At 60.1% G+C, this 23,622-nt stretch carries 15 protein-coding genes; 11 read left to right on the forward strand and 4 right to left on the reverse strand.

Annotated features, from left to right (window positions below):
• The first annotated feature begins 440 nt into the window (after positions 1-440).
• The 5 genes from RBRH_RS01975 to plsY all read left to right on the forward strand — a co-directional run bounded on the left by RBRH_RS01975 (position 441) and on the right by plsY (position 4,970).
• On the forward strand, positions 441-623 hold the full coding sequence (locus RBRH_RS01975) for a hypothetical protein (protein WP_013434225.1): 183 nt from the start codon (positions 441-443) through the stop codon (positions 621-623).
• Entirely contained in the window at positions 590-2,209 is a 1,620-nt protein-coding gene (locus RBRH_RS01980) for an Eco57I restriction-modification methylase domain-containing protein (RefSeq protein WP_013434226.1), read from the forward strand. The genes RBRH_RS01975 and RBRH_RS01980 overlap by 34 nt, the downstream gene beginning before the upstream one ends.
• Positions 2,206-3,123 (forward strand): XamI family restriction endonuclease, encoded by a 918-nt coding sequence (locus tag RBRH_RS01985; RefSeq protein WP_013434227.1) that lies wholly within the window; start codon positions 2,206-2,208, stop codon positions 3,121-3,123. The genes RBRH_RS01980 and RBRH_RS01985 overlap by 4 nt, the downstream gene beginning before the upstream one ends.
• A 601-nt stretch (positions 3,124-3,724) precedes the next feature.
• Positions 3,725-4,216, forward strand: coding sequence for a Cys-tRNA(Pro) deacylase (gene ybaK, locus RBRH_RS01990; RefSeq protein ID WP_041753051.1), 492 nt, complete (start codon positions 3,725-3,727; stop codon positions 4,214-4,216).
• A 115-nt stretch (positions 4,217-4,331) separates the two neighbouring features.
• Positions 4,332-4,970: a glycerol-3-phosphate 1-O-acyltransferase PlsY gene (gene plsY, locus RBRH_RS01995; RefSeq protein WP_013434231.1), complete on the forward strand. Its 639-nt coding sequence runs from the start codon at positions 4,332-4,334 to the stop codon at positions 4,968-4,970.
• Positions 4,971-4,982: 12 nt separating this feature from the next.
• On the opposite strand, the gene RBRH_RS02000 is transcribed toward plsY, so the two are convergent.
• Positions 4,983-5,468 (reverse strand): YajQ family cyclic di-GMP-binding protein, encoded by a 486-nt coding sequence (locus RBRH_RS02000; protein WP_041753053.1) that lies wholly within the window; start codon positions 5,466-5,468, stop codon positions 4,983-4,985.
• 202 nt (positions 5,469-5,670) lie between these two features.
• On the opposite strand from RBRH_RS02000, the gene murB reads away from it, so the two are divergent.
• Entirely contained in the window at positions 5,671-6,720 is a 1,050-nt protein-coding gene (gene murB / locus RBRH_RS02005; protein WP_041754034.1) for a UDP-N-acetylmuramate dehydrogenase, read from the forward strand.
• Positions 6,721-6,837: 117 nt separating this feature from the next.
• Here murB and argF read toward each other — a convergent pair whose 3' ends face one another.
• A complete protein-coding gene (gene argF / locus RBRH_RS02010) occupies positions 6,838-7,770 on the reverse strand; it encodes an ornithine carbamoyltransferase (RefSeq protein ID WP_013434234.1) in 933 nt (310 codons plus the stop codon).
• Between the two features lie 530 nt (positions 7,771-8,300).
• Here argF and RBRH_RS02015 point away from each other — a divergent pair.
• Positions 8,301-8,648, forward strand: a complete 348-nt coding sequence (locus RBRH_RS02015; protein WP_041753054.1) for a DUF3579 domain-containing protein — start codon at positions 8,301-8,303, stop codon at positions 8,646-8,648.
• A gap of 252 nt (positions 8,649-8,900) precedes the next feature.
• On the opposite strand, the gene rpsT is transcribed toward RBRH_RS02015, so the two are convergent.
• The gene (gene rpsT, locus RBRH_RS02020; protein ID WP_013434237.1) at positions 8,901-9,176 is read right to left on the reverse strand and encodes a 30S ribosomal protein S20; all 276 of its coding nucleotides are present in this window, start codon (positions 9,174-9,176) and stop codon (positions 8,901-8,903) included.
• A 315-nt stretch (positions 9,177-9,491) separates the two neighbouring features.
• Between rpsT and murJ the strand changes: the two genes are divergently transcribed.
• Together murJ and RBRH_RS02030 are read left to right on the forward strand one after the other, a co-directional pair.
• Positions 9,492-11,042: a murein biosynthesis integral membrane protein MurJ gene (murJ, locus tag RBRH_RS02025; protein ID WP_013434238.1), complete on the forward strand. Its 1,551-nt coding sequence runs from the start codon at positions 9,492-9,494 to the stop codon at positions 11,040-11,042.
• A gap of 7 nt (positions 11,043-11,049) precedes the next feature.
• Positions 11,050-11,892: a SirB1 family protein gene (locus RBRH_RS02030; protein ID WP_013434239.1), complete on the forward strand. Its 843-nt coding sequence runs from the start codon at positions 11,050-11,052 to the stop codon at positions 11,890-11,892.
• Between the two features lie 334 nt (positions 11,893-12,226).
• Here RBRH_RS02030 and RBRH_RS02035 read toward each other — a convergent pair whose 3' ends face one another.
• Positions 12,227-13,939 carry a ShlB/FhaC/HecB family hemolysin secretion/activation protein gene (locus tag RBRH_RS02035; protein ID WP_049786436.1) on the reverse strand — a complete coding sequence of 571 codons (1,713 nt, stop codon included), beginning with the start codon at positions 13,937-13,939 and terminating at the stop codon, positions 12,227-12,229.
• Positions 13,940-14,217: 278 nt separating this feature from the next.
• On the opposite strand from RBRH_RS02035, the gene RBRH_RS02040 reads away from it, so the two are divergent.
• Positions 14,218-23,157: a two-partner secretion domain-containing protein gene (locus RBRH_RS02040; protein WP_232509320.1), complete on the forward strand. Its 8,940-nt coding sequence runs from the start codon at positions 14,218-14,220 to the stop codon at positions 23,155-23,157.
• Positions 23,154-23,405, forward strand: coding sequence for a hypothetical protein (locus RBRH_RS02045; RefSeq protein ID WP_013434243.1), 252 nt, complete (start codon positions 23,154-23,156; stop codon positions 23,403-23,405). The genes RBRH_RS02040 and RBRH_RS02045 overlap by 4 nt, the downstream gene beginning before the upstream one ends.
• Positions 23,406-23,622: the final 217 nt, after the last annotated feature.

A 23,622-nucleotide genomic window follows, 5' to 3' on the forward strand; every position in this document is an offset into this window, starting at 1 on the left:
TGCCCATTGGCTGTTGTCACGGTATCGAAGCCTTGTACTACTCGCTAGACGTGATCTTGTTATCTGGAAAAGGGCGGCGCTAATCTGGTCAATCGAAAACTCAATTTGCGGAACAGAAAATTGGCAATCTGAAGTGCGATTTGGCATAGCACGTAAATCAATAATAGACGAGCCGCATGGTAAGGTTGCGTCTTGCCAGGCGTGCGTTATTTCATTACCGGCGCAGCCGTGCCTTGATCCAATCAACGATTGGCCGGCGACGACGCTCATCACTTGCATGGCTAGCCGCCTTCTGCTGGCTAGAGTTATCCCACCATGTCACCGGTAACGGGTTGGGTTCGAGATTAAGTAGCAGTTCAGCAACCAATTTGGTTCGTTCTCCACTCTGTCGATCAATCAGCTAGACTGTCGACTAGTCGACGACAAGAAGGGGCTCGAATATGACCACGGCAAAAACAGTCCGCAAAAATGCCAAGAACGACGACAAGACGCAGATCGTCGGCATCCGTATGACCCCGACGCTCGCGCAGGAAGTCAAGATGGAAGCGACCAAGCGCGGCATTACGCTGAAAGTTCTCTTCGCTGAGCTATGGGAAAACCGCAAACACCGTGTTCAGTCATGAATAGCATCCAAACGGAAAATGACCTGATCGCCGTCGCTGCGGCACTAGTTGGGCCTTCGGCCGTGCTCTCTCCGGGCGAAAAGGCGCTTCTAAAAAAAGTCTCCAAGCGAGCCATTAAGCCGGCTTACTTGGGCACTATTCGCGACAATATCCTCGCCGGAAACGATCCGCTAGGTAATGCGTTTGCTGCTATCCGCTCCGCCATCGAGCGTCGTGCGGCTGGAGCCGTTTACACGCCCCTGCCAATCGTCCGCTCGATGATGGCTTGGTTATCCGCTCAAAGCACGCCGAGCCGCATCGTCGATCCGGGTGCGGGCTCGGGTCGCTTCATTCTCGCCGCAGGCGAAACTTTTCCGGATGCCCAACTCGTCGCCGTCGAGATGGACCCCCTGGCCGCGCTGATGCTGCGAGCCAATCTGAGCGCACGCGGCTGGACCGACCGGGCGACATTGCTGGTCAACGACTATCGCGAGATCAAGCTTCCTCCCTGTACCGGGATGACGGCCTTCATCGGCAATCCGCCTTATGTGCGGCATCACGACATTGCCGAGGACTGGAAAGCTTGGTACGCCTCGAATTTCGCCAAATTCGGCATCAAGGCCAGTGCTCTGGCTGGTCTGCACCTGCACTTTTTCCTGCAAACTCGGCTACTCGCGAAGCCGGGCGACATGGGCGCGTTTATTACCTCGGCTGAGTGGATGGACGTGAACTACGGTTCAGCGCTGCGCCGGCTGCTACTTGAGGAACTGGGCGGCATCGCCCTGCACGTGCTTGAGCCAACCGTCGAAGCCTTCCCTGGTACGGCGACGACTGCTGCGATCACATGCTTTTGCGTCGGGGAGAGGGATGAGCCGGTGCGCGTTCGCGACGTCGGCGAGCTAGAACAACTTAACGGGTTGGCCAAGGGAACCGAGATTCCACGTGAGCGGCTACAAGCTGCTCCGCGCTGGTCGATCATTGTTCGACCGTCTGAACCTACTACGGCCGGCGACATCGAGCTTGGCGAGCTGTTCCGCGTGCACCGAGGTCAGGTCACAGGCGCAAATGATATCTGGATTGCAGGCGAGCACGCAAAGGATCTGCCCGAGCGCGTCAAGCTGCCGGCAGTCACTAAGGCCAAGGATTTGATCCTGGCCGGCGCTCAACTGCAGTCGGCAGAGGCCCTACGGCGTGTGATTGATCTTCCTGCCGAGCTGGATGATTTTACCCAGGAAGAGCGTTGCCGCATCAACGCCTTCCTCTCGTGGGCGAAGTTGAACGGTGCTGATCAGAGCTACATCGCGCAACACCGCAAGGCCTGGTGGTCGGTGGGGCTCAAGGCTCCCGCCCCGATTCTTTGCACCTACATGGCTCGCCGGCCGCCGCAATTCACGCTCAACGCATGCGACGCGCGGCACATCAACGTTGCGCACGGCCTCTACCCGCGCGAGCCGCTGGCCGATGGCCTGATGGTTCGGCTGGTGACGTGGCTCAACAAGAACATCAACACGGGGAGCGGCAGAACGTATGCCGGCGGTTTGACCAAGTTCGAGCCAAAGGAGATCGAGCGCCTGCGCATCCCAAGCCTAGAAACGCTTCTCGCATGACCAGTGCACCACCTCGATGGACCATAGCTGAACTTGCCAAAGACGCTGCTACCTCTGCTGGCCAGTTCCGGGCCGAGCGCCTGGCTGTCTCTGACTCCTGGGAAACGCACTACACTCAGGCGCGCGGCAAGTTCGAGCTGCTTTTTAAGAAGCTGAGCGACCTCAACCCAGGCGCGATCACCGACGACAACCTAGCCGAAGCTTACAACTTGGGTCTTGGCGAAGCGTTGCGCTACTTAGCCGGCCCGCCGATTTCGGACGACGACTTGCAGGTGATCGCCGATGTCGACTCGATTGCTCCGGGCGTCTTGAAGAAGAACCCCGAGGCGCTGCGCAAGGTGTTCAAGGTCATTGAGCGGGTGATCGACCTGCATCGGTTTCCGTGGATAGAAGCCGGTGGCGCACCCACCGAGCAACAGCGTGAGGCAGCATTGCTGGCCTCCTCCGTGCTCTTGGCCGCACAGCGCATCGCCACCGAGCGTCGTAACGAGGGTAAGGAGAACCAAGAAACCAAGGTTAAGGACTATCTTCGCAGCCTGGGCTTCACCGAGGCCCCAGCCGTAGCGATCAATACGATTGTTAAAGGTCCGCAGGCCATGCAGTTCTGCGCCGAGTGCCAGCTCGGTGAGCGCAAGGCCGATGTCGTCGTGCGCTTGCACGACACGCGACTCATGGCGATCGAGTGCAAGGTGTCGAACAGCGCCACCAACAGCGTGAAGCGCCTGAACAACGACGCCGCCGTGAAGGCTGAATACTGGATCAAACAGTTTGGCATCGCGCAGGTCGTACCGGCCGCCGCGCTGGCGGGCGTCTTTAAGGTTCTTAACCTCGAACAAGCGCAAGCGCGCGGGCTTTCCCTGTTCTGGTCACACGATCTCGACAAGCTTGGCGCGTTCATCGAATCTACCAAGTGAGCCGCGCATGACACGGCCACCTTAGTTTTTGGCTGGTCACAGATCATCCTGGTTCGCGCGTGCGTCAGTGGAATCGGCTCATTTCGATTTCAGGCCGCACCAAACAAACTTCACGGACGCATCGGCGCGTGCCGATTCGGATAGCGTATGAAAATGTAGAAGACTTGCGCCCGTGAGGATGAGCGCGCACACGACAACCGTACCAGACGAAGCCGAGGGCGAGGCCTGCCAGTGCTCATTCCGATACGAAACAGTTTAAATTCGCTCAAGGCAACAGCCGAATCTTGCTGCCCAAGCTAGGCTGGCTGCGCTACCGTCACTGTCGCTGCGTGCTCGGCACGGTGAAAAACGTCACCGTCAACCTGTCGTGCTATAAATAGATCGTGCCGATTCAGACTGAGTGAGAGGTCGAACCGCCGATTGCGAACGGCGGCGCGGTCGGCATCGACATGGGTGTGGCCCGCCTTGCCTGTGAAGTGAGCGGTGTTGTCATGCCGCTAGTAGCAGGAACTCACTGAAGCGGCTCACTGCGGCTCGATGCCGAGGCGAGCACCGTAGAAATCCCCAGAATTTAAGCGGGAGAATGTCAAGACTGATCTCCATGGCAAAAAACAAGCACGTTTCACAAACGCCTGCCACCCAGTTGCTGCGCCAGCATCACATCGAGTTCGGCGAGCATTTCTACGATTACGTGGAGCACGGCGGCACTGCCGAATCCGCGCGGCAACTCGGCGTAGAAGAGCATTGTGTGATCAAGACGCTGGTGATGGAAGACGAGCACGCGAAACCGCTGATCGTGTTGATGCACGGCGATCGCACGGTATCGACCAAAAACCTGGCGCGGCAAATTGGCGCCAAGCGCATCGAGCCATGCAGGCCCGACGTCGCGAACCGGCATTCGGGCTACCTGGTCGGCGGCACGTCGCCATTCGGCACGCGCAAGCCGCTGCCAGTGTATGTGGAACGCACGATCCTCTCGCTCGAGAGGATTTACCTGAACGGCGGGCGGCGCGGCTACCTCGTGAGTCTCGCGCCGGCAGTACTCACGGCACTGTTGGCCGCCACGCCGGTGGACTGCGCGAGCGGGGGCTGAGCGCGTGGGATCGCAGCGCGCTGCCATGCGCCAGCACAGCAAGCTCTCACGCGCGCCTGGACAGGGCCGTGTTAGGTAGAATGACGCGCTTTAAACGAATTGCACGACCTTCTCCATGGCTAACCTGCTTGTCGCCGTCGTTGCGTACCTGATCGGCTCGATATCGTTCGCGGTGGTGGTCAGCGCCGCAATGGGCCTGTCCGACCCGCGCACCTACGGCTCGAAGAACCCCGGCGCGACCAATGTGCTGCGCAGCGGCAACAAGGCGGCGGCGATTCTGACGCTGCTTGGCGACGCTTTCAAAGGATGGCTTGCCGTGTGGCTCGTCAAGCATGCTGGCGCCGCATACGGGCTCGATGCATTCTCGGTGGCGCTGGCATCGATCGCCGTATTCGTCGGCCACCTGTATCCGGTGTTCTTCCGCTTTAAGGGCGGTAAGGGCGTGGCCACCGCGGCCGGCGTGCTGCTCGCGATCGACCCGGTACTCGGCATCGCGACTGCCGCCACGTGGCTAATCATTGCTTTCTTTTTCCGCTACTCGTCGTTGGCCGCACTGATCGCGGCGCTGTTCGCGCCGTTGTTCGACCTGTTCATGTTCGGCGGCAACCCAGTCGCCGGGGCCATCATGGCCATGAGCGTGTTGCTGGTGTGGCGGCACCGTGCAAACATCAGCAAGTTACTGGCCGGGCAGGAGAGCCGGATTGGCGACAAGAAAGGCGCACCCGGCCGCGGCGGTGACGGCGGGGGCCGCTAGGCAACGCGCCGCTCAGTCGCGAAAATTATTGAAGTCGAGCGGGGCTTCGCTCACCTCCTTGCGCAGTATCGCAATGACGGATTGCAGATCGTCGCGCTTGGTGCCGCTCACGCGCACCGCGTCGCCCTGTATGCTGGCTTGCACTTTGATCTTGCTGTCTTTGACTAGCTTGACGATCTTTTTCGCGAGGTCGCCCGCCACGCCCTTTTTAACGGTGACGAGTTGCTTGACCTTGTCGCCACCGATTTTCTCGATTTTGCCGTAGTCGAGAAAGCGCACGTCGACCTGGCGCTTGGCCATTTTCTGCAGCAACACGTCCTTGACCTGGCCGAGCTTGAAATCATCGTCGGCAAACAGCGTCAACTCACGTTCCTTCTGCTCGACGCGCGCATCTGATCCCTTGAAGTCGAAGCGCGTCGAGATTTCCTTGTTCGACTGCTCGACCGCATTCTTGACCTCGACCATGTTGGCTTCCACGACTACATCGAACGACGGCATTGCATTTTCTCCCGAAAGAACTGCTAGCACGGCTGCACGATGCCCGGTGTGCTGTGCCGGGACGATCGTGACGAGCCGCTATAATGCGACACATCTTGTCATTTTACCGATGGCCTGCGTTTTGCCAAATCGCGCGCCACGCCTGCCGTGCCATAGCGGGCTGCGTGCGCGTTGGCGGCGTTGACCCATGACGGCCTTTGCGATGTCCCGATTGCCTGACGCTGACCTGGCGCCCAATGCGCTGCAGGCGGAGTATTCACTGCGAGATCACAATACGTTTGGCTTTGACGTGCGCGCGCGACTGGGCGGCGTGATTCGCTCGGAAGCCGCCCTCGCCGCGCTGCGCGCCGATGGGCGGATCGCCGGCATGCCGCGCCTGGTGCTCGGCGCGGGCAGCAACGTCGTGCTCACGCGTGACTTCGATGGCTTGGCGCTCGTAATCGACTTGCGCGGCAGGCGCGTCGTCGCGCAGACCGACGATGCCTACATCGTCGAGGCCGCTGCCGGCGAGCGCTGGCACGACTTCGTTGACTGGACGCTGCAACAAGGCATGGCCGGATTGGAGAATCTCGCGCTGATCCCCGGTACGGTTGGCGCCGCGCCGGTGCAGAATATCGGCGCATATGGCCTCGAGCTTGCCGAGCGCTTCGAACGGTTGCGCGCGCTCGACATGGTCGATGGGCGTATCGTGGAACTCGATGCACCAGCCTGCGCGTTCGGCTATCGCGACAGCGTATTTAAGCATGCGGCGCGCGATAGGCTGATCATCCTGTCCGTCACGTTTCGCTTGCCGAAGCGATGGCGCGCCCGCGCTTCGTACGCGGACGTTGCAAGCCGACTTGCCGCGAGCGGGATTGGCGAGCCGACGGCGCGACAGATCTTCGACGCGGTTACCGCGATCCGACGTGAAAAGCTGCCTGACCCGGCGGTCCTGGGCAACGCAGGCAGTTTTTTCAAGAATCCGATCGTCGACGCCGAGCAGTTTGCGGCGCTGCGCGCGAAGGAGCCGGATATCGTGTGCTACACGCAGCGCGATGGCCGCGTCAAGCTGGCTGCCGGTTGGATGATCGATCGCTGCGGGTGGAAAGGGCGCTCGATTGGCGCGGCCGCCGTGCACGAGCGCCAGGCCCTGGTGCTGGTCAATCGCGGTGGCGCGACCGGCGAACAGATATTGGCGCTGGCGCGGGCAATCCGCGCGGATGTCAGCCAGCGCTTCGGCGTGCTACTCGACATGGAGCCGCTGGTCGTCTGAATCCGCGCATGCGAGGTGCTAGTGCTGGCGGCGGCGCGGCTGTCCGCCGCCATCGCGGGGCAGCTGGCGCGCATCCGGTATTGCGCATCCGATGTTGCGCACGGCCGACGAGAGGACTCAATGATTCAGGCGGCCGAGCATCAAGAACTCCATCAGCGCCTTTTGCACGTGCAGCCGGTTCTCGGCCTCGTCCCACACGACGCTTTGCCGACCGTCGATGACATCGGCGCTCACTTCCTCGCCACGATGCGCGGGCAGGCAATGCATGAACAGCGCGTCAGGCTGCGCGAGCGCCATCAGTTCCGCATCGACGCACCAATCCGCGAACGCGGCTTTGCGCGCGTCGTTTTCTTGTTCGAAGCCCATGCTGGTCCACACATCGGTCGTGACCAGGTGGGCGCCTTCGCAGGCGGCGCGCGGATCGTCGGTTTCTTCAACCGATGCCAGGTGCGCCGGGTCGATCGATGCGTGATCGAGCCTGTATCCCGGCGGCGTCGATACGCGTAGCTTGAAACCGAGGATGTGTGCGGCCTCGATCCATGTATAGGCCATGTTATTCGCATCGCCTACCCACGCGACGGTTTTGCCGCGGATCGGTCCCCGATGCTCGTGGAACGTGAAGACGTCGGCCAGCACCTGGCACGGGTGATACTCGTTGGTCAGTCCATTGATGACCGGAACGCGCGAATTTTGCGCAAAGCGCCGCAGGATGTCCTGGCCGAACGTGCGAATCATGATGATGTCGACCATTCGCGATATGACTTGCGCCGCATCCTCGATCGGTTCGCCGCGACCCAGCTGCGTGTCGCGCGTGCTCATGAAGACCGCGTGACCGCCCAACTGGAAGATCCCGGCTTCGAACGAGAGCCGGGTGCGCGTCGAGTTTTTCTCGAAGATCATGGCCAGCGTGCGATCGTGCAACGGGTGGTAGGTTTCGTAGTTCTTGAACTTCTGCTTCAGAATTCGGGCGCGTTCCAGCACGTAGTCGTAATCGTCGGCGGAAAAATCCCGGAATTGCAGGTAGTGGCGAATCGTCTTGGTGGAGGTCATAAAAACAGATACGGCGGACTGAGCCGGTCAGTACGCCGGGTGCCGCCGCTTGCCATGTGGATCATTCTATCCAGCATAAAGGATTTCGGCGCCTTTGACGAGCCGGCCTACGTCTGCTGCCGTGCCGGACCGGGCATCGCTACTTTGTACTGCGCCGGACGGTTCTTATACGCGGGCGACGCGGCCGGGTCGCCGGCGGGCAACAAGGCGGGCGCGCGTCAGCTTGTGCGCGCCTCCGGTTCGGCACGACGACTGCTCAGCGGGCAGGCAACTTAGCGCGACGGTGGCGAGAACAAGGAAACGACGGGAAAGCGCGGATCCGGTATTCCGGGCAAGATGGTGCACTGCGGCAAGGGACCACGTGCGCTATAATAAACGGCTTTCGCGGCGAGCCTGCCACCGTGGTGTCGCGCTGTGCGTGCGGCGGAACACGGTGTGGGAAACACGTCCGTGCGTCGCGGAGCCTCATTTGCCCCGTTCGCGGGTGCCGTCGAGTCGGTGCTGGCGGGGCGGTCTTTCAGGTGTTCCACATGGGCGACTCATCCTCAACCGAATACTTCATTCAAGGCATTACCAAGAGCGGAAAGAAGTTTCGGCCGAGTGACTGGTCGGAGCGGCTATGCGGTGTGATGTCGTCGTTTGGTCCAGGAGCGACGGGGCCGAACGCGAAGCTGAAGTATTCGCTATACGTGCGGCCTGTGATGCTCGGTGACATCAAGACGGTGATCGTCGATTCGCGGCTGCGCGACATTGAGCCGATGGCTTTCGATTTCGTGATGAATTTCGCGCGGGACAACGATCTGGTGGTGACCGAAGCCTGTGAGTTGCCGATCGAGCATCCAGTACAACGCGCCACGCCCAAACGCGAGGTTGGCTAAGCGAGGCGGCGAGCGACTGTTGCGGGCAGCGCCTGCTGCCGAATTGGCGTGGCCGCGCAGCGTCCTGCGGTTTGGGTTGTCATCTAAGCGCAAAAGCCCGCGATTGCGGGCTTTTTGCTTCGACTACTCCACTCCATCGCTGCACCACCGGTGTTGCGCCGGGCCGACTCGGTGCGTTTTGGCAAAACCAAGTCTTCACACGACGTGTCCGCTTGACGGGCCGCGCCGTGGGCGATCAACCGGTGTGGGGCTTTACGCTGCAGCCTGCGCCAGACCCTTGATAGCAGCGGCCAGGCGGCTCTTGTGGCGAGCGGCCTTGTTCTTATGGATGATTTTCTTGTCGGCGATGATGTCCAGCGTCTTCGACGATTGCTTCAGCACCTCGGCAGCCTTTGCCTTATCGCCGGATTCGATCGCCTTGCGCACGGCCTTGATCGCGGTACGCATTTTGGAGCGCAGCGCAGAATTGTGTGAGTTGGCTTTCGCGGCCTGACGGGCACGCTTGCGAGCTTGTGCGGAGTTAGCCATGACGGTTCCTTATCCTGTTTCCAGCGGTATTGGAGTATGAGCCGCGGGGAACGGTTGCCCGGCGGACTATCGAAACGGCGGATTATAACAATAAAACAATGGGATGCGCAATCGGCGTCCCCGTCCCGGATCGACCTAAGTAGGAACGTCCGGCCGGCTGCAGCGGCGACAGGCTCGGGCGGCCCATTGACCATCGCCCCGGGACCACCACCCGAGTCCCAGGACTACCGCCACGTCGCGCTGCCATCGGTCAGCGCGGCTACCGCGGCGTGCCGTGGTCGTGCCCGTCGCATAGGGTCCGTATAATTCCCCCGCATGAATCTACTCCGCGCCCTCGTCACCGTCAGTGGCTTCACCTTGCTTTCTCGGATCACCGGATTGGCGCGTGAAACGCTGATTGCCCGCGCTTTTGGCGCCAGCCTGTACACCGACGCGTTTAATGTCGCGTTCCGTATCCCGAACCTACTGCGGCGCCTGTCCGCCGAGGGCGCGTTTTCGCAGGCGTTCGTGCCGATCCTGGCCGAGTTCAAGAACCAGAAGGGGCACGAGGCGACGCGTACGCTGGTTGACGCGACCGCCACCGTGCTCGCCTGGGTGCTGGTCGGCCTGTCGGTGCTGGGCATCGCCGGCGCCGGGTTCGTCGTGTGGATGGTCGCATCGGGGTTGCGTCACGATGCTCAGGCGTTCGAGATCTCAGTGACGATGACGCGGATCATGTTTCCGTACATCGCGCTGATCTCGCTGACATCGCTGGCGTCCGGCGTCTTGAATACGTATCGGAATTTTTCGCTGCCGGCATTTGCGCCTGTCCTGCTCAATGTCAGCTTCATCGTCGCGGCATTGGTCGTTGCGCCGCGCTTGGCCACCCCAATCTACGCGCTCGCTTTCGCGGTGTTAGCCGGCGGCGTGTTACAGCTGCTTGCGCAACTGCCGGGGCTGAAACGGGTTCAGATGATGCCCCGGATCGGGCTCAATCCGGCCCGCGCGCTGGCCCATCCCGGGGTCAAGCGGGTCCTGTGGAAAATGATGCCTGCCAGCTTCGCGGTATCGGTCGCGCAGCTATCCCTGATCGTCAATACTAATATCGCTTCGCACCTGGCGCCCGGCAGCGTATCGTGGTTATCGTACGCGGATCGGTTGATGGAGTTCCCGACCGCGCTGCTGGGCGTCGCGCTCGGCACGATTCTATTGCCCAGCTTGTCCAAGGCGCATGCGGATGCCGATGCATCGGAATACTCGGCGCTGCTCGACTGGGGCTTGCGGCTCACTTTCCTGCTGGCTGCCCCCAGTGCTGTCGCGCTGTTCGTCTACGCTGAACCCTTAACAGCCACGTTGTTCAATTATGGACGGTTCTCGGGCCACGACGTCATGATGGTGTCGCGTGCACTGGCCGCCTATGGGGCGGGGTTGCTCGGGCTGATCCTGATCAAGATCCTCGCGCCCGGTTTTTATGCTAAACAGGACATTAAGACACCGGTGAAGATCGCGTTGGCGGTGCTAGTCGTCACGCAATTGTGCAATGTCGTGTTTGTGCCCCATCTTGCACATGCGGGCTTGTCGCTGAGTATCGGCATCGGCGCATGCGTGAATGCGCTGCTGCTGTTCGCCGGCTTGCGTCGGCGCTCGATCTATGTACCATCGGCCGGATGGGGACTGTTTTTTGTGCAGTTGGCCGGCGCGTGTCTTGTGCTTGCTGGCGTGATGCGCTGGTTCAACCAGTCGTTCGATTGGGTCGCACTGGGGCTCCACCCGGGTATGCGCATTGCAGCATTGGGTGCTACGCTGATCCTCTTTGCCGCACTATATTTTGCCATGTTGTTTTTGATGGGCTTTAAATATACGTACTTCCGCCGCCGCGTGAAATAACGAACCGATGACGACTTCCCGAATATTCGATTTTTTCACCACATTAGTCGCGCAGGACGAAAGCCTACCGCTGACCGAAGCCGCCTTGTCACTGGCGCAGGATGCCTATCCGGACCTGGACGTGCAGGGTACGCTCGCGGACATCGACGCGCTGGTGGTGCGGCTGCGTCGACGCATGCCGCAGGGTGCCGACGTGGCGCAGAAGTTATCGATGCTGAACCGATTCTTCTTCCGGGAGTTAGGGTTTTGCGCGAACCTGAACGACTACTATGATCCGGACAACAGCCATCTGAACATGGTGCTCAAGAAGCGACGCGGTGTTCCGATTTCGCTCGCCGTGATCTACTTGGAAATGGCCGAGCAACTCGGATTACCCGTCAAGGGCGTGTCGTTCCCGGGTCACTTCCTATTGCGGGCAACGATCGCGGAAGGCGAAGTGATGCTGGATCCGACGACCGGTGAGTCGCTGAGCGAGTCGCGTATGGTCGAGATGCTCGAGCCGTATTTGGACAGAGGCGGGCAATCGATCGCCGGCACGCTGCACGCGCTGCTGCAGCCGGCCACCGAGCGGGAGATCATCGCGCGGATGTTGCGCAATTTGAAAGCGATCTACCTGCAGACCGAACGCTGGCAACGGCTGCTGGCTGTCCAACAACGACTCGTCATCTTGCTGCCGGAGAACATCGAGGAAGTCCGCGATCGCGGCTTCGCGTATGCGCGGCTGGACTATTTACGACCGGCACTGGACGATTTAGAGCGCTATCTAGAGCAGGAGCCCGATGCAGCCGATGCGACTGTTATTGAGTCGCAATTGCAGGAGTTGCGCCAGCGTACGCGTCACGGCGATTGACGTCCCGACGCGGCGGCAACCAGTCCGGGTCCGGCTTGGGCCGTGCGCGAAGTGACTGCGGTTGCAATACAGGCCGTCTACCACGGTGATCAGGAGGCCCTGCATCAACGCCCGCTCATGTGAATGGCCACCGCCGATTCCATCCTCAAAAAGATCGCGCGTTGATGCAAAGTGATGTCTGGGACAAGACGCCAGCTAGATCTGTTGCCAAGGCGGTATGAGATGCCAGAGACAGTGCTAAGGCTGAAAATAACACAAGGCTACTCGTTCGGATGCGCATAGGGCTTCGTCAAAAAGACGGGAAAACGGATGGAGATCGACAATATGTGCTCGCTTACAACTGTGCGCTTAGTCGAAAGCCGACCGTGACGCGGGCCGTTGATAATGCCGATGGATGATACAGGGGCGTGCCGGCAGACAACTCGTACGTGTAGGTGGCCAAGCGCGTCGGCACCGTGCCGCGCAACCCTAGCGCCGCGCCGGCAAGCTGCATGCCGCTCTGGCCCTGTGTTAATGGACCAAAGACTTGGCCATAATCAAGCGCCGCGTAAGCGTGCTGCCCGGTGTGCGCAATCGGCGCTTGCAGTTCGTTGCGCCAGTAAAAGCCGCGTTCGCCGGCGAGCATTGTCTCGCCATCGAAACCGCGCACGGTGTAGCGGCTGCCAATGGTGAGGCCATCCAGATAAAAAAGCCGGTTGTTAGTGAACTGCCCGTGTGCGGCACTGACGTAGCGCAACGGCTGGCCCGCGAGTGTGAACGGCACGGACAGATTCGCATCCAGCGATGCCATGCGCAGTCGATACGTCGGACAGCCGCGTGGCAACGCTGGCATTGCGCCGAGCCAACCCAGACCCTGCCGGTACGCGAGCAGGCCGTCAAACTGTGCGCCGCCGAAATAATGTCGGTGAGTCAAGCCCAGCTCGATAAACGTATTATTACGTCGTTGTTGTTTGATTTCGGTGTCTTCAATAAAGCTCGCGCCAAAGCGCTTAATGCCGCGCAGCTGCACACCGAACACACCGGCCTGGCTGCGCGCTAATGTGCGATGCACGCGCGCGTCGACGAACTGGCTGTTGCCGCTCGCGACAAAGGTATGGTTCACGCCGGCAATCTGTTGGTAGTAGGTGTTGGTACTGGCAAACAGCGATGCTGTCCAGTACCCATACGGGATCGAATAGGAAGCGTTCCAGCCGTGCGAGCCGAGGCGCTTGTCGCCGAAACTCAGGTCATGGTTGGCCCCCACGTTGAGCATGTCGTTCAAGCCCAGCGGGTTATCGACGCCTACGCTCACTTGGCCTTGCAGCTTGCCGGTTGCCCGCGCGCCTGAGTTATCGACGGATGCGACAAGAGTCCACGGCTTGGCGCGCCTCACCTGGATCACCACGTCACTCTGACCTGGCATCTGGGCGGGCTCAATCCGCATGTCAACGTCCTGGCTCGGCACGCGCTTGAACTGCTCCAGGCCTTGTTCGAGATCGCGCAAATTCAGTGCGTCGCCGGCTCTAGCCGGAAATGCAGACTTCCATGTGCCGCGTATCGTTGGCTCCGAAAAACGCACGGCATGAATCACGCCCGGCACGAGCGTGACGGTCAACTTGCCGTGCGAGAGATCCTGCTCGGCCAGCATCACCCGTGATGTGATGTAGCCGCGGCTCAAAATCTTCTGTGCTAGCCCGCTGACAATCCGGTTCAAGCCTTGTTTGCCGACGCATTGACCCGCATAGTGCGCAAGCCATTGACGTGCAAATGCGAAGCGGTCCTGGGGCAACGCCGAGGCACCTTGTGCGCGCACGGCTGCCGGCAGCTGCTTGGGCACCTCAAGCGCGAAGTGCTCAATGCGAAAGCACGGCTGCTCGGTGGGCAACACCGGGTAAGCCGCGGCGGGCGGCGCGCTGGAGCGTACAGCAGGAGTGTTGATGGCCTGTTCGCGCTCTTGTGCCTGGCGCTGTTGCTCAAGCCGCTGTTCCGGATAGGCTGTCTGCGGCGTCGATTCGGGCGGGTTTTGCGCGAGCGCCCCGGGGCTGGTGCCTATGGCGCCGAGCAGCAGGGCCGTGCACCCTGCAAGCGGACCAGCGTAGCGAAGGGGTACCAGTGCTGTCGAGGTTGGCAAAGCAGGTGCTCCTTGGCAAATAGGGGCTGGCGCGGCCAGCGGGGACCTGATATTGGCATGGCGGGGCGGCCCACCAGGGTGGGCCGGTCCGTCCCGCGCAGTATTTTTTCTGATCGAATGGGGGCGGTGTCCGGGGCACGGCACAGGTGGTTGGGCAATGGCGAATCTTTATACTAAAGTGGTTAAATTGCCCGACGAGGCTAACCTATATGGCAATGCGTTGGATTCTAGTGGGTGTTGAGCCGGTGTGGCGTGTGGGCCGGGCCCGCTTCGTGGCGCTCGGGCTAAGCGCGTGGCCAGCGTGGGGCCTTGCGCAAATCGTGCCGGCTCCTGGGGGAGAGACTCGAGTCATCCAAACGCAAAATGGTTTGCCGCAGGTCGATATCGCCCGGCCGTCGGGGGCAGGGGTGTCGGTCAATCACTACCATCAGTTCGACGTCCAAGCGCCCGGCGCGATCCTGAACAATGCTTCGGCGGTTGTTAAAACGGATCAAGCAGGCTATATCAACGGCAATCCGCACTTCGACCCGAATCAGTCGGCGCGCCTAATCGTCAACGAGGTTCATAGCCTAGAGGCAAGCCAGCTGCGTGGCCATGTGGAAGTGGCAGGTCCGCGCGCCGAGGTGGTGGTTGCTAATCCGTCGGGCATTGTCGTGAACGGCGGGGGCTTCATCAACACAAGCCGGGCGACGCTGACGACCGGACAACCTTACTATGGCGCGGACGGCTCGCTAGCCGGCTTCAATGTGTCGCGTGGGCTGGTGACCGTGCATGGCGCAAAGTTTAATGCGTCAGACATTGATCAAGTCGACTTGATCGCGCGCGCAGTACAGGCGAACGCTAAAATTTACGCAAAAAACTTGAACGTGGTGACCGGCGCGAACCAAGTGCCTTACGACACGTTAGCGGCCACGCCAATTCATGGCGACGGGCCGGCGCCAAGCGTATCGATTGACGTTGGCCAACTTGGCGGTATGTACGCTGATAGGATCGTCATGGTCGGCACCGAATACGGTGTGGGGGTGCACAGCGCGGGTGAGATTAGTGCGCAGGCCGGTGATTTGACGCTGCACTCGAACGGCAAGCTCACGCTCACGCCAACGAGCCAAACCAATGCAAGCGGCCTATTAAGCGTGCGCGTGCAGGCCGACGTTCAAAACGATGGCAAGCTTTACGGCAAACAAGACGTGTCGGTTTCAAGCGAGAGTTTGCTGACCAATACGGGTACGCTCGCAGCTCAACGCAACTTGAAGGTCACAGCGCACAGCATGAACTCAAGCGGTGGGTTGGGCGCCGGGGCTGATGCCGACGGCGTGATCGACAGCACAGGCGAGCTCGAGGTCAAGACCACCGGTTCGCTGGTCGCCACGGGCCATCAATTGGCGGGCGGCAACATGACGCTTGAAGGCGCCGCCGTTGACCTGAAGCACAGTGAAACACTTACCGACGGTCATTTGGAACTTCATGCGAAGTCTGGCGATATCGACCTGACCGGCGCGGAAGTGGTGTCACAAGGCACTGCGCGCATCATCGCGGCTGATGGCGTAGTGAACCATAACCGAGGCAAGCTGTCGTCAGGCGACACACAGACGATCCGCGCCGCGGCATTGTCGAATCAGGACGGGCAGATTTTTTCAGAATCGACATTGGATATCGACGTAGCGGGGAAAATGGACAATCTCCGCGGGCTTGCGCGAGCAGCCGGGCGCGTCTTTGTGAAGGCCGGCTCACTGGACAATACGGCTGGGCGCGTCACATTGAGAAGCGATGACGAGCTGTCGGTGACGACGGCGGGCCAGCTGACGAACGCGGCGGGCCATACTGTGATAGGTGACCAAGGAGGCGTAATTGGCGGCAATGGCAACGTCAAAGTGCAAGCTGGCACGCTCAACAACAGAGGCCGCGTCTCCGCAAAAGAAATACTGAAGGTCAGAGGCCAGTCCATCGATAACACTGACGGCACGCTAAGCGCGAAACGGTTAGATGTGAAGGCCGATTCGCTCACGAATGAGGGAGGGTTGATTGCACAAACGGGCAAAGGCGACACCAAGGTCAGCGTAACTCACAAGCTCGATAATGCATTGGGCACGATCCGGAGCAACGGCGCGAATCTGACGCTGAGTGTCGGTAGTCTGATGAACAATAAAGGCACGCTTTACTACGGCGGCAGCGGCACACTGAAAGTGACTGAGGCCAGCACGCTGATGAACCTCGGTGGTTTGATCGATTCGACCGGCGCGATCGATGTGGATGGGCAATCGATTGACAACACCGGCGGTGTCATCCGTACGAAGTCCGGCTCTGTCACGCTCACCTCTGCGTCGACGCTCAAAAACAATCAAGGTGTCGTGCAAGGCGGGAATGGGCTCAAAGTGTCATCCGCCGACACGCTTTTCAATCAGGAGGGCACGCTCGTCAGCCTGAGCCCCACCGGCACGCTCACCGTATCCGCCCAAGAGCTCGACAATACGAATGGTCAAATTGCCGACACCGGTACGGTTCACACGTTGATTAAGGCCACGTCGATCCACAATGCCAATACGAACAGCCAGACCCATAGGGGTGTCATTCGCGGCAAAGGGGACGTGACGATCGACAGCGCCGCCGTGCAGAACGGCGCGAACGGCCAGATTGTCGCGGATCGGGACTTGACTTTTAAGAATACGGACCAGCTCACGAATGCGGGTCAGCTTACGGCGGATGGTGCGCTGACCGTCGATCAGCCGGACGCCGCCTTATTCAATGTGGACGGCCAAATCAGCGCGACGAAGATCAAGCTGACTGTCGCGAGCCTTGACAACACGGGCGGCCAGATCGCGAATCCGAAAGGCTCAAGTGGCGACATCAAGATGCAGACCGGCGTGCTGACCCATCATGCCGGCACCATCGCAAGCGCACGGGACCTGCAGCTCAGCGCGGCGTCGCTCATCGGCGATGGCCAACTCATCGGCGGTCGCGATGCGGCCATTTCGCTGCAAGGCGACTACACGCACGGTGCGAACAACCGGATCACCGCAAACCGCAACTTGATCTTCTCAACGACGGGTCAGCTGACGAACGCTGGCAAGCTGTTGGCAGTCGGTAACCTGACCACCCGCTCGAACGGTTTAATCAATCGAGGCGAGATCGGCTCGGGCACGCACGGTGTTCCCGGCACGGGGATAACTACGCTTGAGGCCGGCGGCGGCGAGCTAACCAACGAAGGGAAAATTAACGGCAATGCGATTACGACGACCAGCCAGCATCTGACGAACACGGGCTCGATCATCGGCGACACACTCACGCACACGGCGAACACGATCGTCAACGATGGTGCGCGGGCGGTCATGGCGGGCACGCAGCAGGTCAACCTCTATGGAGCCAATACTGTTACGAACCGGAACGGCGCAACGCTTGTTAGTCTCGGCGACTTAAACATCGCGAAAGACGACCAGAAGGATTCAAGCGGTAGACTGATTAATCAAATTGACACGGTGAACAATTTGTCGTCGACGATGGAAGCGCATGGTCTGATGAACATCGCGGCCCGTCAGCTCAACAATATCCGTCAAAATGTACAGATAGAGACCCGTTCGTCGAGTTCGACGCACACCATGCGCCAGTTGCCGTGGTGGAGGCCCTTTCCGCCGGGTAGTTCGCCCGCGTTCCAAGATGCGAATGTGCACATGCACCACGCGTACTATGTCAACCCAGCCGACATCATCTCATCGACGCCGATCCTGACGCCGGACGGCCATTGGGTAACTCAGCTTGTCGTGAACCTGCCGTGGAACGCATCGGTGTTCGAGTGGAAAAATAGTGGCCTAACTTATTGGCGACCCAATGGGGGCTATCAAGCGCAGTATCAGCAAGATTCGCGTGTTACGCTCCCGGCCGGTCAAGTGACACTCTATGCGTATGATGTGAAACACGGACAGTCGAATCCGGATCAGCAAGGCGGTACTGCGTGGGCTGAAAAATTTTCAAAAAATATCTATCTGAGAAGTTTTGGCAATACGGCCTACTCGAACCAGTACGGTAATTGCACAACAAACTGCGTGCGAATCGAAACTTATCCGGGCTATACCGACCCGAACACGCAGTTTATGAAAGAAACAGAGAGACGTCGTGAAGGCCATTGGCCGGTCGAGACCCAGCGGATCGCTCACCAGACGGTGACCGAGACCGAATTGTCGCCCAACAGCGGTGCGCCCGCGCTGTTGACCTCAGGCGCGGCGATGAACTTGACGATCGGTGAACTGGTGAACAACGACAATGGCACGATCGCCGCGGGTGGTGACTTAAACGTCAATGGCCAAAAGGTGCCGAACGGTCATGGCGCCGCGGTGATCAAGAATACGTCAACGCAGTTGACTAAAACGTATTCATTCACCAACCAATCCGGTTATAACCACGTAAAAGATCCTTATCCTGGCACTCCAGCAGAGTGGGTTACGTGGACCAACCCATCCATCACCTTCACGACTGGCATCGTGGGTGGCACGGTCACGAGCAACCAGGCTGTCACCCTCGATGCGGGCGACATTCGCAATATCAGTGTGCAGGCGACGCCCGTACCTGTAGGCGCGGACGCAGCCGTACTAGGTCTGACGGATTTGGATTTTGGCACAGGCCACGGCGTGGGAGCCCCGAGGGGCGCAAAACAGCGCTCAGGTGCGCCCGGTGTAATTAAGACGGTCGCGGGCGTGCGCACCAGCCGGCCCCAATTGAAATTGCCCACGAGTGGATTGTTTACCATCCAATCGGCACCTAATCATCCGCATCTGGTTGTCACCGATCCGCGTTTCACGAGCTACACCCAGTTCGTCTCGAGTGATTACATGCTTGGCCAGCTTGATTTGGACCCGCAAACCGTTCAAAAGCGGATCGGTGATGGCTATTACGAGTCGCAGCTGGTCATGGCGCAGGTGACTCAGCTGACGGGCAAGCGCTATCTGGAGGGCTTTACCAGCAACGAGGATGAATACAAGCAGCTGATGACCCATGGCGCGGCGTTTGGCAAACAGTTCAGTTTGAAACCCGGCATAGCGCTAACGGACGCCCAGATGGAGGCACTGACGACGGACATCGTCTGGTTGGTGAACCAAACGGTCACGCTAGCGGACGGCAGCCAGCAGACGGTACTTGCGCCACAAGTGTACCTCGCGAAGTCGAACCACGTCGATGTGACGCCGAGCGGTGCACTGATCGCGGGCAATACGGTCCAGATCAAAGGCACGGACATCGTGAATCAAGGTGGGACGATCGCTGCAAAAGGCGATGCGGCACTGGCAGCAAGCAACGACATCCAGAATTTAGGGGGAGCCATCCATGCCGACAACCTCGCATTGATGGCCGGCCACGACATCATCAATCAGTCGCTCATTAATACAGAGGCCCAGCATTTCACGACCGGCGCGTCGACGCATGCGTCGATCGGCGCACTCGGTACGCTAAACGCGAGCGGCGAGATGCGGATGCAGGCCGGTCATGATCTGACGGTGAAAGGCGCGCAGGTGACAACGGGGGGCAATCTCGGCGTGATGGCAGGCCACGCGGTAAACATTGGTACAGTGGAGACGGGTTCGACCATTCAAACGCACAACGATGCGCGCAATACCAGTGCGTACCGGAATACGACACAGGCGGGCAGCGCGTTGCAGACGGGCGGCAGCCTCGGCGTAACCAGCGGTGGCGATATTGGTGTGATGGGCAGCACGCTGACATCGGGTGCGGATATGGCGCTTGTCGGCACCGGCCATGTCACTATCCGGGACACGACGAATCGCGCCGCCGTGAATTTGAGCGGTGCGCATGATCGTGATTGGGCGTATGACAATCATATGGTGGAGACGAACGTAGCTAGTCAGCTGTCAGCAGGCGGCAGCGCCACGGTGGTGGCGGGTCAAGGTGCGTCTGGCAAACAGCTTGAAGTGCTGGGCTCAAACATTATGGCTGGCACGAAAGGACAGGGTAATGGAGCAGTGAACTTGGCTGCGTCGGGCGACGTAACGATCGCCGAGACGCGTACTCGTACCCGCGGCGATGCGGCCAGCCATTCAGAAGCAGACAAATTTTTGTCGAGTTCATCAACGGATACTGCGCGCAGTTATGCGGGCAGCAACGCGAACGGCTCGCTGGTGTCAGGCGAGACGGTGAGCGTGTCGGCCGGCCACGACCTGAACGTGCGGGGCAGTGCCGTGGTGAGCACGCACGGCACGGCATTGGCGGCAGCGAACAACATTAATATCGATACCGCGCAGAGTACGGCGCAGGAATCGAGTGACTATAAGCACCATCAATCGGGCCTACTGTCCGGAGGCGAACTGGCCGTGACGATCGGCTCGCGTAGGCAATCGGACCAGGCACAGTCATCGTCGCTCACGCATCACGGCAGCGTGGTCGGTTCGGTCAAGGGCAGCGTGACGATCGATGCGGGCAACGAACTGCATGTGACAGGCAGCGAGCTGATCGTCGCGAAGGACGTGGTGGGCAAGGCCAAAACGGTGACGTTGGAGACCGTGGCCGATGAACAGCACCATAGCGGACAACATGCGATGCGACAAAGCGGCGTGACGCTCGGGGTTCAAACGCCGGGCGTCGCAGCGGTGAGTAATGTGGTGCAGCAGGCCAGCGCGGGTGCCCACAGTCAAGACGATCGGGTGCGAGCGCTGCGCGGGATAGCCGGGGCAAGCGGCCTGTACGATGCGTACCAGTCGGTGCCGGGCGAATTAGGCACGCTGGCCAAGGGCGAGCTGCCCGAAGCGAAGCTGACGGTGAGCATCGGCTCGTCCGGCAGCCGCTCAGCGTTCAGCGAGGACAGTACGCAGGCGCGCGGCAATCGCGTGCAGGCAGGCGGGCTCGCAAAATTCCAGGCGACGGGCGAGAAGGACCAAGGCCAGGGGAACGTGATCATTCACGGTTCGGATATCGATGCGCAAAACGTCCACCTTGAGGCCACCCACCGGGTCGATCTGCTCAACAGCACCGACACCGAGCGTATGCGTAACGACAATGGCTCAACAAGCGGCAGCGTCGGCGTATCGATCGGCACGAAGGGGCTCGGGGTGTCGGCGTCGGCCGCGCGCGCCAAGGGCGACGGCAACTCGGACTGGGCGATGCAGAACAACACGCACGTTCGCGCGAGCGACACTGTGACGATCAAGAGCGGCGGCGATACGAACGTCGTGAGCGCGAACGTGAAGGGCAATCGGGTGGTCGCTGACGTACAGGGCGACCTGAATGTGGCGAGCGTCCAGGACACCAGCGTGAGTGCGGCGCACCAGCATAGCGCGGGCGTCGGGCTTAACGTGAGCCAGGGTGGGGGCAGTGCCAGTTTCAACGTGCAGAACGGTAACGCGCGTGGCAACTACGCGAGCGTTGCCGAGCAGGCGGGGATGCAGGCCGGCCAAGGCGGTTTTGACATCGCTGTGAAGGGCAACACCGATCTGAAGGGGGCGTATATCTCGAGCGAGGCCGCGAAAGATCAGAATCGCCTGAAGACTGGCACGCTGAGCTACTCGGCTATTGAGAACCACTCGGATTACCAGGCGAGCACCTTCGGCATCAGCGGTGGCGCGACGACAGGCGACGGCGGCAATGTGTACAAGCCGACCGGATCGACTTCGGGCAAGAATGCCGGGGGGGCGTCGCCGCTGTATCTGAGCGAGAGTGGCAGTAGTCGTGCCCGCACGCAAAGCGCGATCAGCGCTGCTGAGATCGAGATCACGAACCCTGATCAACAAAAGCAGGCTATCGCGGGGCTGAACCGCGATGCGACGAATCTGAACGGTCGGGTGGACAAGACGCCGGACGTCCAGCAGAGTTTGCAGAATCAGGGTGAGCTGATGAGCGCGATGCGTGACGCCGGCGAGGCGGTTGCGCGGCGGATCGGGGACGTGGCCGATGCCAAGCGCGACGCTTTGCTCCAGGCGGCTAGCGAGAGCGACGATCCGCAACTAAAGCAGCAGTATCTAGCTGAAGCGGAGCAATGGGATGAGAGCGGGCGCTACCGTGTTGGCCTGCAGAGCGCGGGCGGCTCGCTGGTGGGGGGCATTGGCGGAGGGCTGTTGGGAGCGGCGCAAAGTGGCGCGGGTTCGTTGGTGTCGGCGTTGCTGGCGAATAAGCTCGATGAGATGAGCCGGCAGATTGTGGATCAGAAGCCGACCGGTAATGCGGATTTGGACAAGACGCTGGGCAACATTGTGGCGAATGTGATGTCGAGCGTGGCGGGGGGCGTGGTTGGGGGAACGCAGGGTGCGCAGGCGGCGTACAACGTCGATCGGTTTAATCGGCAGTTGCATCAGGGCGAATACGATTTAGCGAAGCGGCATGCGAAGCTGGTGGCGCAGCAGCTCAAGATTAGTGAGCAGGAAGCGGAAGGCCGGATCGTAGCGGAAATACTGCGCAATTCGGATCAGCAAACAGCGGAAGCGACAGGCAGCAAGCATGATTACGAGATTCGCAGTATTGTAGGTTGCCAAAATCTGAATTGCTACGGTGATAAGAAGGATCTGCAATATGCGGATCATAATTACAACAGCCAGTACATCAAGCCGAATCAAGAGGCGTATGACGCAGGGCAGAGCCAGCTTGGGCGGGGACAGACGTATAACGAGCTAGTGACGTCGAACATCAATAAGGATCCGGTTGGTGCAACGGTGGCGGGCGCGGGGATGATGGGTCTAGGTTTGGCCGCGGGCGGTTCGTTGGCTCCGGCGGGCATGATGGGCGCGGGTGCGCTTTTGGGGCTGGGAGCTAATGGAGGTGTCCAACTCATGGGTGATCAGCCGTTTGACTGGACGAGCTTTGCGTTGTCGGGAGTGACGAGCGCGGTATCGACGGGGATGAAATTTGTTCCGGTGTTCATGACGGGAGTCGGCGGTGCGTTGACCGGCTCAGCACTGCAAGGTCAGAACCCGAATGCGGCGATGGGGGGCGCGGCGGTGGGGACGGTGATTGGGTATCCGATTGGAGCCAAAATTGAGGGCAAGCTCAATGACGTGCTGAATCCTTGGTATCGGCAGGAGTGGGTGGATGTTGGGATGGGGATGTCGAAGTATGTTGCGCCAAGTAAGCTTCCGTCATGGTTGGGCGGGGCTGCTGGTGGCGCGGCGCAAGAAAAAATGGGTGCTACTGTGCAGAACAAGCTTGACGAAGAAGCTGCAAAGAAATGAAGCCGAAGACAAGCTTTGAATTGTTTCGTTGGACATATTATTTTCTGTTCTGGTTTATAGGGATGGGGCTTTGCATCACTATCATCGAACTTGCCGCTGGCCCTGCGCTGCAATGGCTGCTGTACGACATTCCGTATCAATTGCCAACGTGGAATCGGGCTGGCCGAATGGCAGTGTTTGTTGTTCTGTTCAGTTTGTTCGCAGGAACAGTGACGTGGTTCAGTGAAAAAAAGTCATCGGGTCGATAGTCTGAAATGGTGAACAACCAGCATATGCTGAGTTCATCGTCTGTGGCGTTTGCCTGCTGCGGTGTCAGGGGATAATGGGCACGTCGGCGATCATGTAGTGATGTCTGATGTGGTGGTAATGCGTGGGTGCCGATAACTGACGCTAAAGAGGACATGCTGACCGGATAGGAATCCGGCGTGAGCAAGCAGGTCATTGGTGATCTGCATCCACGGGAAA

Origin of the sequence: Mycetohabitans rhizoxinica HKI 454 (assembly GCF_000198775.1) — a bacterium.
GTDB classification, from domain to species: Bacteria; Pseudomonadota; Gammaproteobacteria; order Burkholderiales; family Burkholderiaceae; genus Mycetohabitans; species Mycetohabitans rhizoxinica.